This is a genomic window from Halalkalibacter oceani (assembly GCF_023715705.1).
GTDB lineage: Bacteria > Bacillota > Bacilli > Bacillales > Bacillaceae_D > Halalkalibacter > Halalkalibacter oceani_A.
Window position 1 is genome coordinate 55,718 of sequence record NZ_JAMBOS010000018.1, and the last position, 14,761, is coordinate 70,478.

The 14,761-nt window shown below is 43.5% G+C and carries 13 protein-coding genes and 1 pseudogene; 5 read left to right on the forward strand and 9 right to left on the reverse strand.

Annotated elements, in window-relative coordinates:
- Positions 1 to 35 precede the first annotated feature (35 nt).
- The 7 genes from M3212_RS15265 to M3212_RS15295 all read right to left on the reverse strand — a co-directional run bounded on the left by M3212_RS15265 (position 36) and on the right by M3212_RS15295 (position 7,028).
- A complete protein-coding gene (locus tag M3212_RS15265) occupies positions 36 to 431 on the reverse strand; it encodes a reverse transcriptase-like protein (RefSeq protein WP_251194850.1) in 396 nt (131 codons plus the stop codon).
- An 11-nt stretch (positions 432 to 442) separates the two neighbouring features.
- The gene (gene gpsB / locus M3212_RS15270; RefSeq protein WP_251194835.1) at positions 443 to 754 is read right to left on the reverse strand and encodes a cell division regulator GpsB; all 312 of its coding nucleotides are present in this window, start codon (positions 752 to 754) and stop codon (positions 443 to 445) included.
- A 109-nt stretch (positions 755 to 863) separates the two neighbouring features.
- Positions 864 to 1,412 (reverse strand): DUF1273 domain-containing protein, encoded by a 549-nt coding sequence (locus M3212_RS15275; RefSeq protein ID WP_251194836.1) that lies wholly within the window; start codon positions 1,410 to 1,412, stop codon positions 864 to 866.
- Positions 1,413 to 1,478: 66 nt separating this feature from the next.
- Entirely contained in the window at positions 1,479 to 1,970 is a 492-nt protein-coding gene (locus M3212_RS15280) for a spore coat protein (protein ID WP_251194837.1), read from the reverse strand.
- Between the two features lie 372 nt (positions 1,971 to 2,342).
- The gene (locus tag M3212_RS15285) at positions 2,343 to 3,596 is read right to left on the reverse strand and encodes a ribonuclease H-like domain-containing protein (protein WP_251194838.1); all 1,254 of its coding nucleotides are present in this window, start codon (positions 3,594 to 3,596) and stop codon (positions 2,343 to 2,345) included.
- A complete protein-coding gene (locus tag M3212_RS15290) occupies positions 3,593 to 5,881 on the reverse strand; it encodes a DEAD/DEAH box helicase (protein ID WP_251194839.1) in 2,289 nt (762 codons plus the stop codon). The genes M3212_RS15285 and M3212_RS15290 overlap by 4 nt, the downstream gene beginning before the upstream one ends.
- 232 nt (positions 5,882 to 6,113) lie before the next feature.
- On the reverse strand, positions 6,114 to 7,028 hold the full coding sequence (locus M3212_RS15295) for a ketopantoate reductase family protein (RefSeq protein WP_251194840.1): 915 nt from the start codon (positions 7,026 to 7,028) through the stop codon (positions 6,114 to 6,116).
- A 571-nt stretch (positions 7,029 to 7,599) separates the two neighbouring features.
- On the opposite strand from M3212_RS15295, the gene M3212_RS15300 reads away from it, so the two are divergent.
- Both M3212_RS15300 and M3212_RS15305 read left to right on the forward strand, forming a co-directional pair.
- Positions 7,600 to 8,727 (forward strand): acyltransferase family protein, encoded by a 1,128-nt coding sequence (locus tag M3212_RS15300; protein WP_251194841.1) that lies wholly within the window; start codon positions 7,600 to 7,602, stop codon positions 8,725 to 8,727.
- Between the two features lie 13 nt (positions 8,728 to 8,740).
- The gene (locus M3212_RS15305; RefSeq protein ID WP_251194842.1) at positions 8,741 to 9,814 is read left to right on the forward strand and encodes a serine hydrolase domain-containing protein; all 1,074 of its coding nucleotides are present in this window, start codon (positions 8,741 to 8,743) and stop codon (positions 9,812 to 9,814) included.
- A 517-nt stretch (positions 9,815 to 10,331) separates the two neighbouring features.
- Here M3212_RS15305 and M3212_RS15310 read toward each other — a convergent pair.
- Positions 10,332 to 10,472 carry a hypothetical protein gene (locus M3212_RS15310; protein WP_251194843.1) on the reverse strand — a complete coding sequence of 47 codons (141 nt, stop codon included), beginning with the start codon at positions 10,470 to 10,472 and terminating at the stop codon, positions 10,332 to 10,334.
- Positions 10,473 to 10,763: 291 nt separating this feature from the next.
- Here M3212_RS15310 and M3212_RS15315 point away from each other — a divergent pair, with 291 nt between their 5' ends.
- The 3 genes from M3212_RS15315 to M3212_RS15325 all read left to right on the forward strand — a co-directional run bounded on the left by M3212_RS15315 (position 10,764) and on the right by M3212_RS15325 (position 13,816).
- A complete protein-coding gene (locus M3212_RS15315; protein ID WP_251194844.1) occupies positions 10,764 to 11,468 on the forward strand; it encodes a FadR/GntR family transcriptional regulator in 705 nt (234 codons plus the stop codon).
- An 18-nt stretch (positions 11,469 to 11,486) separates the two neighbouring features.
- Positions 11,487 to 13,178, forward strand: coding sequence for a dihydroxy-acid dehydratase (locus tag M3212_RS15320; protein WP_251194845.1), 1,692 nt, complete (start codon positions 11,487 to 11,489; stop codon positions 13,176 to 13,178).
- Between the two features lie 431 nt (positions 13,179 to 13,609).
- Positions 13,610 to 13,816 (forward strand): hypothetical protein, encoded by a 207-nt coding sequence (locus M3212_RS15325; protein ID WP_251194846.1) that lies wholly within the window; start codon positions 13,610 to 13,612, stop codon positions 13,814 to 13,816.
- A 61-nt stretch (positions 13,817 to 13,877) separates the two neighbouring features.
- Here the strand turns inward: M3212_RS15325 and M3212_RS15330 are convergent.
- Positions 13,878 to 14,622 (reverse strand): annotated as a pseudogene (locus M3212_RS15330) (IS21 family transposase); the annotation flags it as partial.
- Between the last annotated feature and the right edge of the window lie 139 nt (positions 14,623 to 14,761).

Here is a 14,761-nt window from a genome sequence, read left to right on the forward strand (position 1 = left end):
AATTATATGCTAATACGTCCGTTAAATCAATGGTATTATTTAGCGTTCTCCCTGATCGCTCTTCTCGCCAGCTGATCCGCGTCCTTATTCTGGTTACTGGGCACCCATTTCATAAAAAACAGGTCAAATTTATCGATCTTTTCGAGCGCTTTGTGCAAATACGGCTGATAGCGTTTATTTTTTACATAGCGCTTTTCAACCGCCTCATCAATCAGCTTGGAATCAGTGCGAAACGAAGCCATTGTCAGGTCACGCTCCAAGCATAAGTCAAGGGCCAGGAGCAGCGCTTCATACTCCGCCTCATGGTTTGACAGTAAGCCAAGAGGAAACGAATGATGCTCGACCTGCCCATTCTTGAAGTTAATAAAAATACCAGCGCCCGATAAGCCGGGATTGCCTGCGCTGGCCCCATCGATATACACATCAACCATTCTCTTCTCGTTCACTCGTAAAGCTTGCTCCCGAAAACTTTCTTCTCCAGATTTGAAAGCCGCTGGAGAATGTCATAATTTGTATTCCCGGCCGCCGGTGCCGGTGTTTGTCGCTGACTGCGTTCAGACAGCTTTTTAACTTCGCGTTTCAATTGGGCGTTTTCTTGTTCCAGACCCGCTACCTTATTTTGAAAAGCTTCGTAGTCTTGAATAATAGCATCTAAAAATTTGTCCACCTCGTCAGGGTTATAGCCTCTCATACTTGTTTTAAAATCTTTTTCCAAGATGTCCTTTGCTGTAAAACGAATATCCTGTTGATTCAATTTTATCACCTCTACTATGCAGCATATATGTACAGCTTACTCTATTTTTTCAAAAGTTCATGCACTTGTCAATTTGTCTTCGAAAGCCTAAGTTCCTTATTCCACGCCTTTATTCCCAGCTACGTTCATCTTGGATAAGCAAATCGAGATCTTCCGGCGTAATAAAATAAATTGGAAAATCCTCTGACTGCTGGCGTTTTTTGGCTACTTCCAGATAATAATGAGGCGAGCCGATCTTCTCTTCATCATACAACAATAATAATCCTTCTGCTTTATTAACTATAAATTCATTTTTTAACCGCAGTTGAGCCGGACTTTCATAAGGCCGCTTTGTGATGCTGTCGACGAAGTCGGCTTTGGAAAGCAGGTCCTGATAATATTGCTTCTTCGCCTCCTGCCAGTTATTTTCCTGCTGCAAAAAAGGCGTCAAAACTGCTAATTGCAAGTCCGGGTAATCTTCTTTAAGCTGATAGACGACCTCTGCTGTCCATAACTCCACACCAAGCTGTCCGCTGATGATTACCCATTCTAGCCCTTCATCGGCAAATGTCCGTAACCGCTGTTCTATTGCTTTCTTAATATAATAAACACCTTGATGCTTTTGATCAAAAATTCCTAATTCATGCGCTTTATAACCGGAAACAGCAAGTGTTTTCATAGTCACATCCTTTCAAAAAAAGAGCAAACTGGTATGCAGCCTGCTCTCTCACGTTTTGCTATTTACTTAGCATCCACATGATTTATTGCCCTTCATGTTGTTCATTGCTCCCATGACAGGCGCGTTTGCCTGGTGCATTGCTCCCATGACAGGTGCGTTCGGTTGGCTCATTGCTCCCATGACAGGCGCGTTCGGTTGGCTCATCGCTCCCATGACAGGTGCATTCATTCCCATGCCCATCATATTCGGACGTGGTGGCGCCATTGCACCGGCTACCGGTCCTCCGCCAAATCCTTGAGAAGGAGCAACAAACTGCTGGTTGCTGATTGTTTCATCAAAGGATTGCGTCTGAGGGAAGCTGCTTACATGCTTATACACATGGTTCGTCACGTTTGTTGTATGCGTTGGATACACTTCAGGGACAATGTATTCGCATGTTTTCTCTACGATATTGTGCTGTGTCGGATGTACCTTTGCTGGCAGAACCTGCGTTGTAGTCGGCAGTTGACAATGTTTCGGTCTTGGTGGACAGTGATTTACTCTTGGTGGACAATGCATAGGTTTATTTCCTCCTTTTTATTGGTGAGTCAATATTAACCTATGTTAGTCGCTATGTAGTTGTACTAGTTGTTTCACCTATTTATAAGCAAATCATGTCGCTTGATTTTTACAGAAAGGCAAATGCCCCGTCGCGAATTTCACTCATCACAAACAAAGTTAAGCCAATGATTACAAAAAACAATACTAATAGGGCGCGATACATCTTCGTTCACTCATCCTTTTAATCGATTTCGCTCATATTGTAAATGATTTTCAGCTCATTGACAATTGACTTTTAAAGGAAGAAAACTAGTCTCTTTTGCGTGTTCACAAAATTGTTGATTTTTGTAGGAAAATCACTCTTTTTGCGCTTCCCCAGGAAATAGCTTTTTATTCCTTTCCCGTCTTTTTTAATAATCGCTCTACCCTCTTCTGGAGCTCGAGGTTAAGCTGTTTTTGTTTTCTGTCGGCAGGTAAATGACGGGCCGCAAGTTCGCTGTAGTAAATCGCTTGCTCGGGATCCTTCCTTTTATGCTCGGCCAGCTTGGCGCATTCAATCGCGGCCTCAAATGGGTAGATGGACAATCTGGCAAGAAATTTATAATGATAAAATGCAGCTTCCCATTTAGCCTGCCGCTTTAACCCGGCCGCATAAGCGAAGCGGGCGTGCTCGGCGATGTCATCATCTCCTTCAAGCAACTGGGCATACAGCGTCGCAGCCAGCTCTCCCTCCCCTGCAGCTTCATACCAACGTGCAATTTCATACGCTTCCCGCCGTGACGGCCGGTTCCCATGTTGGAGCCACTCAAGCACGAGCATCGACTGACAGGCATATAGCGTCATTAAGGAGAGGACATCCCACTCGTGGTGCTGGAATATCCCTTTCATATAATCCGGGTGCTGCTCCTGTAAAAAATCAAAATAAAGCAACGGCGCCATATAGCCCGGTATGTCTTCCACCCGGTTAAATTGCAGCACCTGTTCTTCAACGACAGAAAGCTTGCAGCTTGGCAATGTCTCTTTCCAGAGTCTTCTCGCCGCATGTAATAAATCAAAATGGCCAAATTGGGGCAGCTTTGGCACCTGATCCCGCACAAAGGTGTGGCGCGTTTTCACCTGCGGCCAATCGAACGATTTTCCGTTATAGGTCACCAGGTTCCGCCTGTCTGTCACATCCTTTAAAAAATGATGGTAAAGCGCCACCTCATGCTCCGGTCCAGGCAAAAAATATTGCTTGACGCGTACTTCCCCTTCTTCAATTTTCGCATAGCCTAATAGAAAAATCGTATTACCGGCTCCACTGCTAAGACCGGTCGTTTCCGTATCAAAGAACAGCAGGTCGCCAGCCTGGCGGTCTTTCGCCGACAGCGGATGATGCCCAAGATGATCCTGCCATCTGGCAACTGCCTCTTCCACGGCGCTGAAGCGAAAGCGGCCATGCTGATGAGCAAGCGGATAGCTCTTTTCCCGGATTAGCGTATATTCCTCATCAAACCAATGCGGAATTACCTGCAACTCAGCCCATTCTTTTTCAAACGGCACTTCCTGCTGCGGAGAATCTGCGTCCGGCTCCCTGTCGGATAAAGGCTGTTTCTCCTGAAGCTGCAGATGCTGTTTCATCCGTTGAAGCTTTTGCTTCATCATACATGTCTCTCCTCTGCTTTACGTAGTATGGAAATGAATCTTTTCACGAGCGCTTTTGTGTTGACCCCGCTGTCGGAAGCGGCACCCACACAGGACGGACAGCCATGCTCACACCGGCACCGATTAACCAGATCATAAACCTGGGCAAGAATTGTCGGCAGGTGTCGATAAACCTCTTTTGCCAGCCCGATTCCCCCAGGATAGCGGTCATAGAGAAAAATCGTCGGAAGCTCGGAATGCTCAGCCTTCATTTGCGGAACAACATGTAGGTCATGACGGTCACACATCACAAATACCGGCGCAACCTGCTGCAGCAACTGGGCAAGACCAGTCAACGCCTGATCGAAGGGCGCTTCACCAAATTGCTCTGTTATCTCACTTGAAAAGCTGATCCACATGGCACTTGTATGGAGTTCTTCTTCCGGCAGATGAATCGGCCCTGAGCCGATATTTTCAAAGGTTGAGAGTTTTATTTTTTTGAAAATCGTCGCTTTCGCATTAACCATAACATCGCCGTAATGAATGGTCGCCTCCGGCTCGGTCCGTTGTTCATCCTCTTCCAACACCCGAAGCTGCACGGCCAGATTCGCGTCGGTAAAATATTCAACTGAAACTTCACGGACGAATGCTTTTTTCTCATCCCAATCCAAATATTCCACCTGATACTGAACGCCTTGATGAAGATAAATCGCCTCATCATGCAGTAGTGTCAGCGCGCTGAAGCGGTCCATCTCCCCGATTACCCGGTGGTGGGCGCGGTCGCTTTGGTCAATGATCACGACATTTTCCTGCGACGCCGAGCGGAGGCTGATACCATGGGCCGGAAACGCGTCGTTCATCCAGTACCATTTCTTTCCTCGCTGATGCAGCACCTGCTCCTCCGCGAGAAACTCCAGAATATCGTCTAGCTCCACCCCGTCAAAGGTTTCTCCCTGCTTAAATGGCAGCTCATAGGCGGCGCATTTAATATGGTCAATCAAAATAATGAGATTGTCCGGGTTGATCCGTGCTGATTCCGGACTACGCTCAAAGAAATATTCCGGATGCTGGACAATATACTGATCAAGCGGGGTGGAACCCGCCACCATAATAATTACCGCTTCATTTTGCCGTCTGCCGGCCCGCCCCGCCTGTTGCCAGGCGCTGGCGACAGAGCCCGGATATCCGGTCATAATACATACCTGGAGCTTGCCGATATCGACACCAAGCTCAAGCGCATTCGTGCTGACGACGCCAATAATATCGCCTTGACGTAAGCCCTGCTCAATTTCCCGCCGCTGCTTCGGCAAATAACCGCCACGGTAGCCGCGAATCGATTTCGGACCGAGTTCCTTTTCGACAAGAGCCTGCAAGTGGCTTAAAATAATCTCCACCCTCACCCGGCTGCGGGCAAACACAATCGTCTGGATCCGGTTTTCAAGAAAGCGTTTTGCCAGCATATTGACATCAACAGTCGCACTCCGCCGGATATGCAGCGGCTCATTAATAATCGGCGGATTATAAAAGAGAAAATGCTTCTTCCCCTGTGGCGCCCCGTTTTGATCAATTAACCGCATCGGCTCACCTGTCAGCTGCTCAGCCAGTTCTTTTGGATTGGCGATCGTTGCCGACGTACAAATAAATTGCGGATCGCTGCCGTAAAAGCGGGCAATCCGCTTCAATCGGCGCAGGACATTGGCGACATGGCTGCCGAATACACCACGGTACGTATGCAGTTCGTCAATGACGATGTATTTTAAGTTCTCAAAAAACGCGACCCATTTCGTATGATGCGGCAAAATCGCCGAATGGAGCATGTCTGGATTCGTAATCACAATATGGCCGGCCTTTCGAACCGTTTGGCGAATCGTCGGTGCCGTATCGCCATCATACGTAAAGCACCTTACCTTAACTCCCATTTCTTCTATCACTTCATTAATCTCACTATTCTGGTCCTGCGCTAAAGCCTTCGTCGGAAATAAATAAAGCGCCCGGCTTTCCTCATCCTTTAAAATTTCTCCAAGGACGGGTAGATTGTAGCACAGCGTTTTCCCTGAAGCCGTCGGCGTAACCGCGACAAAATTCTCTCCGCTCGCAGCATAGCTGACCGCCTCGTGCTGATGGAGATAAAGGTCAGAAACCCCTCTCCGCTGTAAAGCCTGCTTTAAGCGTTCATCGATCCATTCAGGAAACGGCTTTGTCCGCGCCGGCACTTCTTTCATTTCATGCCAATGGACAATTCGTTCCTTGAAATCCTCACCGTCTCGTAAGTCCGCTAATATGTGCTCTAACGTTTCTTTAAACATCCGCTCACCTCACCAATCTCTTCATCCATTGTACCGAATGTTTGTTTGTTTTTCTAGAGGGACACTCTATTTGCACGGTAAGCGACCGAATCCATTTGAAAAGGAGAAAAGCGCCCTCTAAAATCGACTGATCCTTCCTATATCCATATTATCTAAAAAAGCCCGTCCACCGCTTCATTTTACGAGACGGTCGACGGGCTGAAGTCTGTCTTATAGGAGCTTCTTGCTTTCGTTATGATCTGCTTTTTTCATACAGTTTGACGTTGACATAAATACTTTTCAATACCGGTGTTTCAATCTTATGGTGCTGTGCTTTTTTAAGCAGGTACCCTTGGAGATGATCTACTTCTACCGGCGCGCCTTTTTCCATATCGCGCTGCATCGACGATTTCATTCCATAATCCAAGGCAATGAAACGGCCGTATTGTTCCACTTCCACATCTTCGGCGATTGGAGCGCCTTCCGCCCGCATAACCTGGCTGATTTCGCTAATTAATGTCTTTATGACTTCCTGTCCTTCCTCAAACTCAAGGATCGGTCCGACCGGCTGCTGAAATAATGTCGTCACCCCAGACATTGCTGTAATAAACAAATATTTATGCCATAATTCACTCAGGATCGAATTGCTTACTTTAATCTTTCCTTTCGTTCCTGAAAACACTTGCTCGAGCCGCTTAAGCCGCTCTGTTTCTTGTCCATCAAGCTCACCGAACAGGAAATGATGAATGCCGCTCGTTTGCTGAATGATCCCGTCTGCCGTCACAGTTGATTCAATAAAGCAGAGCCCTCCCATGACCTGCTCCTTTGAAAAAGCTTGCTGAAGCTGTTCAATATGCGCAATTCCATTCAGCATCGGGATAATGACCGTGCCGCTATGTACAAACGGTTTTACAGAGTCAATCGCCTGATCAAGATGATACGCCTTTGTCCCAATTAAAACAACATCAAATGATCCCTGGTCCGCGGCAGTAATCAATTGCGGTATAGCGCTTACATTTCCGTGCTTGCTCTCAACAACCAGACCATCTTCCAGAAGCTGTTGCTTACGCTTTTCCCGTACTAAAAAAGTGACATCTTCACCTTTTTCGATCAACCTTGCCCCAAAATAGCCTCCAACTGCTCCTGCTCCAACGATTAATATTTTCATCTCTTCTTTCCTCCTCTATAATCCCCTTACTAATAAGTATACAATGTGTTTTTTTACTTTAGTAGCTTTTTCTATTTGCTCACGATGTCATTCTTCTCCTATTCTTTCGTTCCTTCTTCAATCCAAACGGGAAAATTCCGATTATGAGTTTGCTTTTTGTGATTGGTTTGTTATTTTAAATTTATAAAATAATTACGGTATGTGAAATTATATAAAGCTGTTGTTTCCATTCTTTTTTGTGACATTACACAGTTTTTCAAGATGCAAAAGACAAACTTAATAAAATTGCTTCTATTACAATTTTTAGCCAAATAAACAAGAGGAAAGACCTATTGATCTCCACCTTGCTAATATGCTTGGTCCGTCCACCTTTTGGAATTAAAAGGGTTTTACTTCCTTTTTTGACGCTTTCCACCTATTTGATCGGCTTTTTACTTTTTTTTGGTTATCTACTATACTTCAAATTACATAGTACAGTGTTTTCTTTCTACGCGAAAGGGGATTAAAGAATAAGACGAGAGATGCGATGAGAATAAGGAAATTATCACATAAAGAAAGATGATGATCTCTTATGGGTAAACAATATTTGCATGAAATTTCTTTTTTACGAAGCATCGCCTGTTTAAGCATCGTCCTTCTGCATTCGATTGATTGGGGAATGGACTATATCAGCTTCCTTGCCGCCTTGCCGGACTACAGCAAGCTGGTGCTTGATTCGGTCAATATGTTCCTGTATTACGGGACGCCGACGTTTATCTTTATCACAGCCCTCATTCTCGGGTTCAGCTACAAAGGACAAAAGGAGATCCCGGAAAATTTTTTAGCGAAACGGATCAAATTCATCCTGATTCCTTACGTCTGTATGGGATTTCTTTATGCTTTCCCTTATTTGCTCGTTTCCTCGGGCGAGTTCGCAAAAAAAGCATTTTTGAACATTTTTATCGGCGATTTTCATGCCTACTTCGTGCTGATTATTTTCCAGTTTTATTTATTGTTCGTATGGGGCCGCAACTGGCTTGACCGCCATCGGCCATTATACGTGATCAGCTTGTCTCTCATTGTTAATGTCATTTATTTGTCTGTGTTTAACTTTACCGGGCCGGTCGCGCTGCCGTTTGCCGACTATATTTGGGAGCGTTATTATTGGATTCCGTTCCCGGGCTGGATCTTTTACTTTACATTAGCCTACTATATCGGCTCTCACTATGAGACTTTTTCAGCGATGATTAAAAAGTATAAAGGTTGGGTCTTGATCGCCCCGTTTGTAAGCGGTGCTCTTTTGCTCCTTTCTTATCATAACGGCTTTGCGATTGATAGTTCAAAGCGGGTTGATATCCTGTTTCACACATGCAGCGTCATCGTTTTTGTTCTTTATTTCGCGATGAAGATGAAAACCGTTCCGCAGCTTTTCATAAAAATCAGTCAGTATTCGTACGGTATCTATTTACTTCATACGATGTATATAGCTTTGTTGATTATTCTTTTTGATTACACACCGCTGAATTTTGGCATTTTTACGATTCTTGTCTTGTTTCTTGTCAGTACCACCTTTTCCATGTTGACGATTTTCGTGTTAAATAAGTGGAAATACGGTCATTACATTGTCGGCAGAATTAATGTTTCAACGGCAAAGACGAAACGGCGGGAGATCAAGACGAGTCAAGCGGCAAGTATTCCTTCGTGTAATCGAACGAGTTAGGAATGGGTCATTTATGAGTAAACGCGAAAAAAGAACGATCATTATACTAGCAGGGATGATAAATATGATTGCTCTTCTCATAATCGGGTATCAAGACACACCGCTTCTTAAAACGGAGTCGACCTGGCCGAAGCATGAAAACCTCGAAGAGATCGGCTGGTCGGAAGAAAAGCTTGAAGAAGCCCGCAAATTTTACCAATCGCTTGGCTCAACGGCGGCGATGGCGATTTATGACGGAAAAGTGTTATTCTCCTGGGGGAACACAAGTCAGAAAAGCAACGTCCATTCCATTCGCAAAAGCTATTTAAGCGCGCTGTATGGAATTCATGTTCAGGAAGGGACGATCGCTTTATCGAAAACGCTGCGTGAGCTTGGGATTGAAGATCGCGTCGCGTTGACGGAGATGGAAAAAGAGGCGCAAATTGAAGACTTATTAACGTCACGCTCCGGTATCTTTTTAAGAGCCGGAGAGGAATCTTTAATGATGAGATGGCGGCGGCCTGAACGGGAGCTTCACCTCCCTGGTTCGTATTTCTACTATAATAATTGGGACTTCAATGTGTTAGGAACGATCTTCAATAATCTGACCGGCAAAGATTTATTTGATGAGTTTTATCACAAAATTGCCCTGCCGCTTGGAATGGAAGATTTTGAGCCTGAGGATGGAAGCTATAAGTATGAGCTGCGCCGTTCGTTGCATCCATCCTACCTTTTCCGGATGTCAGCCCGTGACATGGCGCGTTTCGGACAACTTTATTTGCAAAACGGACAATGGGAAGGAAAACAAATTATCCCCGAGGAATGGGTCAAGGTGAGCACGCAGGCTCATGCACATGCGCCTTCCTCCAATGAATATGGCTACGGCTATATGTGGTGGGTCGCAGAAAAAGAGTTTGCCGATGTCGGCCTTTATTCTGCTGTCGGCCGTTACGGGCAATCGATCGATATTGTGCCGGAAAAAAACCTTGTTTTCGTTCACCGGGTCAATTCGGACCGCTTCTTTAACCGGACTGTCCGCTACGTCAGCTCTAGTCAGAGGTTGCAGCTTTTGTCGAAAATTCTAGATGCGAAAATTGAACGGGAGTGAGAATTTCCAGGACAAGCTGGCGGCGCTACTGTTTTAAAAAGAGGTAAACAAAGGGCCCGCTTTTTGTCTACCTCTTGATCGGCATAATTTAGTCTAAATTATATTTACTTCTCCACCTGGCTGGTGAAGATTCATCATCAACTTGACCATCGTTGACTTGTCGGCTCCATTCGCACCGATAACCCTGTCGTGTAACCGATTATTTAGGACGCGTCCGGCAATTATTTGTTGAGTCAATTTAAAAATGGCAGCTACCACAAAAAGTCAAGAATGACTTAGCAAACTTGTCGTAACGAGTATTCCCGTGGAAAAAATGGTTAATTTTATCGAAAACGCACTCTGCCAGATGGCATTCTTTGTAGTGAAACCAATCGACTTTCCGTAAATTCCTACGATTCGCTTTAGGTAGGATGGTGCCTGATGCCTGCTCAACCATAATCCAATTTCGAATTGTTTATGAGCCATAGACTTTGAAAAATAACAATTTCCTTAATATCAACCTCCTGAAGCACCCCGATCAACGAATGGAATTATAGACTTGACCGCACGTCAGAAGAAACGGTCCATCGATTACAGGATAAAGATCAGTTGTCTTCTGTCTGCCTAACACCCATGTGCTGATTTCCTCCGTATACTTCTGCTTTTCCCACATCGTCACTGTGTTGAACTCGAGTTTTCAAAATCAGGTTTGACGTGAAAGACTTTAAAATGACGACAAGTAATCCGGTATCTTGTCATTTGTAGAAGCTACTGTAGAACGTTTTTGATGAACCGTAACGTCCTTCCAAAAGCTTGCCAAACCGCATCACTTCGGGTAATCCTGGATAAGCAGTTATGTCCTATAGTTTCTTAACGAAGTAATTATCGGAATATTGACAACAAGCAAAATTCAATGTATCTTTTAGTGAAAGATTAAATTCATCAGATCTTAAAAAGTGAGAGGTGTAGGATGCGAAACAATAATGATCGTTTTAATCAAATACTAGCAGCGCTTGAAAAGAATTTAAACACAGGAATATGGTCTCCGGGTGATCGTCTACCAACCTTGCCCTCTTTAGCAAAAGAGTTCCATGTCAGCGTTGCCACTGTGCGCGAGGTCTTACGTGTTTTACAAAGTAAAAACCTTATTAGTATTGAGCAAGGAAGAGGTATCTTTGTTAATAAACATACGATGAATATTAGCAATGATGATCATTTACCTGATTTTTCAGTAGCAGACTTATTACAATTAAGTGAAGTTCGCAGTTTTCTGGAACCACTTTTTGCAGAAACTGCTGCCAAACAGGCATTCGATGATGAAATTCAATTAATCTGTGATTCAGCGCAAAGAATGTCTACATTAGTAGACGAACAAAAAAGCACATTACATGAAGATCTACGTTTTCATAAGATAATCGCACAGGCTACCCATAACAATGTTTGGATAGAAATTTATGATAACCTACAAGACAAGCTGCTTGCCGCAAGAGGTCATACAAATATTAAAAATATGAGGGAAAAAGCAGCTCATTATCACACAATGATCGCAAATGCAATCCGCGACAGAAACCCAGAAAAAGCTAAGATGTATATGATTTCACATATGGAAGGTAACCGTGAATTAGCATTATTTGAATTAAATCATTTACAAAGAGAGAATGGAAAATCGTCATAAATATGAATGGAGGATATCATGATAAAAAAAACAGGTACATCATATGGAGATGAAGGTTTTAGTCAATTTATTCGTATGGCATTTCAGCGTCACCTTGGCTATGATGAGACGGATTACGATAAACCGGTCATTGGAATTTGTAATACATTCAGTGAAATCAATCGCTGCCACAGTCACTTAAAGCCAATTATTGAGGCCATTAAACACGGAGTTATCATGGCTGGAGGAATCCCTCTTGAATTCCCTACAATTTCTGTTGGGGAAATGTTTACAACACCAACAACAATGCTTTATCGAAATCTTGTCGCAATGGACACAGAAGAAATGATTGCTGCTCAACCGATTGATGGAGTTATTCTAATTGGTGGATGTGATAAAATGACCCCTGCTCAATTAATGGGTGCAGCTAGTGCGAACAAACCTGCAATTATGATTACTGGTGGTCCGATGAATAATGGAGAATATAATGGAAAAACCCTTGGAGCCTGTTCAGATTGTCGCTTTTTCTGGCAGGAATACAAGGCCGGCACAGTAAACGAAACGGAATTGAATGACATAAACAAGCAATTAGCTCCAACTGCCGGTCATTGTATGGTTATGGGATCAGCGAGTACGATTGCGGCTTGTGCTGAATCGATGGGCATGATGTTACCGGGAACTGCTGCAGCACCTGCAACAGTAAATGAGCGATTGAGATTAGCGAAAGAAACAGGAAAAGCCATTATTAATCTAGTTAAAGAGAATATTCGTCCTTCAGATATCATGACAAAAAATGCATTTGATAATGCAGTCCGCACAGTCATGGCCGTTGGTGGCTCTAGCAATTCTGTCATTCACCTGATTGCTATTGCTAGAAGACTCGGGATTAAGCTAACGTTAGATCGATTTGATGAATTAAGTAAATCTACGCCATTTATCGCAAATATTAGACCTGCAGGCGAATACCAAATGGAGGATTTGTATAAAGCGGGTGGAATGCCGGCTGTGCTTAAAGAATTATCTCCTTTATTACACGTAGATGAAATGACGGTTACTGGGAAGACACTTAAGGAAAATATAGTAGATGTTAAAATAAATCCTGTCTATCGTCATATTATTAGAACATTAGAAGAGCCACTATACTCAAATGGTGGAATTAAAGTCATAAAGGGGAATTTGGCCCCGGCCGGTGCAGTTATAAAACCTAAAGCTGTCATGAACAAAAAGTTTCTAAAGCACAAAGGAAATGCTGTTGTTTTTACTTCTCTTCAAGATATGGAACAACGTGTGAATGACCCTAATTTAGAGGTCACTGAGGACAGTGTTCTTGTCCTCCAAAACGCTGGACCAGTTGGCGCACCAGGGATGCCAGAAGCAGGAATGATCCCTATCCCGGACAAGCTTCTTAAGCAAGGTGTTAGAGATATGTTAAGACTTTCTGATTGCAGAATGAGCGGAACTGCCTTTGGATCAGTCGTTTTACATGTTGCTCCCGAAGCTGCTGTTGGTGGTCCGATTGGGTTAATTAAAGATGGAGATGTAATTGAAATCGATGTGGAAAAGGGCTCTCTTGAATTACTAGTGTCCGAGGAAGAATTAGCTGAAAGAAAAAAGAATTGGAGTCCACCCTCATTTGATGATTATACAACAGGCTATAAATGGCTCTATCGTCAACATGTTCTTCAAGCAGATAAAGGCTGTGATTTTGATTTTTCAGCCAAGAACAGTTAAGAAAAGGTGGATCGAAGGCAGCCCTCTTCGGTTATCGGAAACAAAAGGTCAAGTATTTTTTCCCTTTTGTTTCTTTATTTTCATAATCTCTTATTTTTTAGATTGGTATCCTACACCCCATATTATTTGAATATGGGTATGTCAACACTAAATCGGACAAATCTTAGCGGACGCTTGATCATGTTCGATTCTCCTCAGCTTTTATTTGAACCAAGTGTGTATGATCTTAATGAAGATGTCCGATCTAGTGTAACCTATTCATCTACCACGGAACGAAAGTCTTTAGAATTTTGGATGAAAGAACCTCTCGATTCTCTTCCTTCCAAGTTGAAGTAAGTTTTCTCAGCTATCGAAAGATAGGAAGGGACGGCATTCTGAACTTTCATGCACGAAAGATTCTTTTGAGTTTCACCTATGCAGGACATGAAGTCATGATTAAGGCAACCCTTGTTGGGAGAATTACCGTTTATCATCATGCCGAGGCCATACTTACTTACACTAAAGATGGTAAGATCTCACCTCTTTCCGAGCAGATAAGAAAAAAGCAGCGTGCAAAGGCTGGCACCTTCAAGTCTGCTTCAGATATTGAGGTCGCTGTCCGCCCGCTGAGCGTCTACGACCAATTTCTTCAGGAGTGAGAGCGATAAGTGATGAATCAGGATCGATACATACTGTGAGTCACTCAAATTATCCACTATCAATGACCTCACCTTTTGCTTCTCGACGAATAACGGGCGTCTTTTGATCTTCGTTTTTCACTTCAATCCAGACAAGATTATCACCCATTGTTTGATAAGTCCCTAGGGGGACAATAACGGTTTGACTTTGTACCGGATTGTGTTTCCTTGCTTACACTTCTTTATACTTTGGTTATGGCTACTTTCATATGAAAGTAACGATGAGACTGGCTATAAGTGTTGCTTTTCGAGGAGAAACACATCTGCTGGTCTTTTTTTCGTTGTTTGATGAACTTGCTGGTTCCCAGTACGCTGAAGCCATTTAGTGATCGACTATTCCAATCTTCTATGTCGCTAAATACACGACTGTCAGCGAAATTGCCTTTTATGTATTTCACTAGATTTTCAATCATGCCTTTAGATCAGCTCTTCTGCACAAGTGAACCGTTGAACTTACGTTCATGTACATACTGTTGAAACGCAGTTGTTAAAAGCAGTTGTGCAGTATTCTCACTTACTTCGATTAAGTGATCCCGATCATAAACAATTTCTTCTGTTCGTCCTCCATAGAACTGAAAGGCATGTTCATGACAACGAATCGCATCTCCTGACGTAAAAGGACGCGTCTGCCATTCCATATATTTCTGTCTGGAGTGGGCGAGGACAAAAGCAATGAGATAGAGTTTGTTTTCTTTGTTGTCTGTCGTTTTCTGTTTTGTCTCCCCCCAGTCTACTTGAAGTTGTTTCCCCATTGGTGTTTTTGACACCCTTAAATTACTGAAAGTTGACGGTATTGCCTGTCCAGAATTAGTCGATTATAATGTCCGTATATAATTCGAAACATTTCGACATTTATAATTCTGGGGAAAGGAAAAAGACATCTCCCATAACGTATAACTGCGCCAA

Bases quoted from the DNA above. Each gene is read 5' to 3' on its own strand.
- M3212_RS15265 (WP_251194850.1), bottom strand. From the start codon at position 431: ATGGTTGATGTGTATATCGATGGGGCCAGCGCAGGCAATCCCGGCTTA.
- M3212_RS15315 (WP_251194844.1), top strand. From the start codon at position 10,764: ATGCGAAACAATAATGATCGTTTTAATCAAATACTAGCAGCGCTTGAA.
- M3212_RS15290 (WP_251194839.1), bottom strand. From the start codon at position 5,881: ATGTTTAAAGAAACGTTAGAGCACATATTAGCGGACTTACGAGACGGT.
- M3212_RS15320 (WP_251194845.1), top strand. From the start codon at position 11,487: ATGATAAAAAAAACAGGTACATCATATGGAGATGAAGGTTTTAGTCAA.
- M3212_RS15300 (WP_251194841.1), top strand. From the start codon at position 7,600: ATGGGTAAACAATATTTGCATGAAATTTCTTTTTTACGAAGCATCGCC.
- M3212_RS15305 (WP_251194842.1), top strand. From the start codon at position 8,741: ATGAGTAAACGCGAAAAAAGAACGATCATTATACTAGCAGGGATGATA.
- M3212_RS15280 (WP_251194837.1), bottom strand. From the start codon at position 1,970: ATGCATTGTCCACCAAGAGTAAATCACTGTCCACCAAGACCGAAACAT.
- M3212_RS15295 (WP_251194840.1), bottom strand. From the start codon at position 7,028: ATGAAAATATTAATCGTTGGAGCAGGAGCAGTTGGAGGCTATTTTGGG.
- M3212_RS15325 (WP_251194846.1), top strand. From the start codon at position 13,610: ATGATTAAGGCAACCCTTGTTGGGAGAATTACCGTTTATCATCATGCC.
- M3212_RS15275 (WP_251194836.1), bottom strand. From the start codon at position 1,412: ATGAAAACACTTGCTGTTTCCGGTTATAAAGCGCATGAATTAGGAATT.
- M3212_RS15285 (WP_251194838.1), bottom strand. From the start codon at position 3,596: ATGATGAAGCAAAAGCTTCAACGGATGAAACAGCATCTGCAGCTTCAG.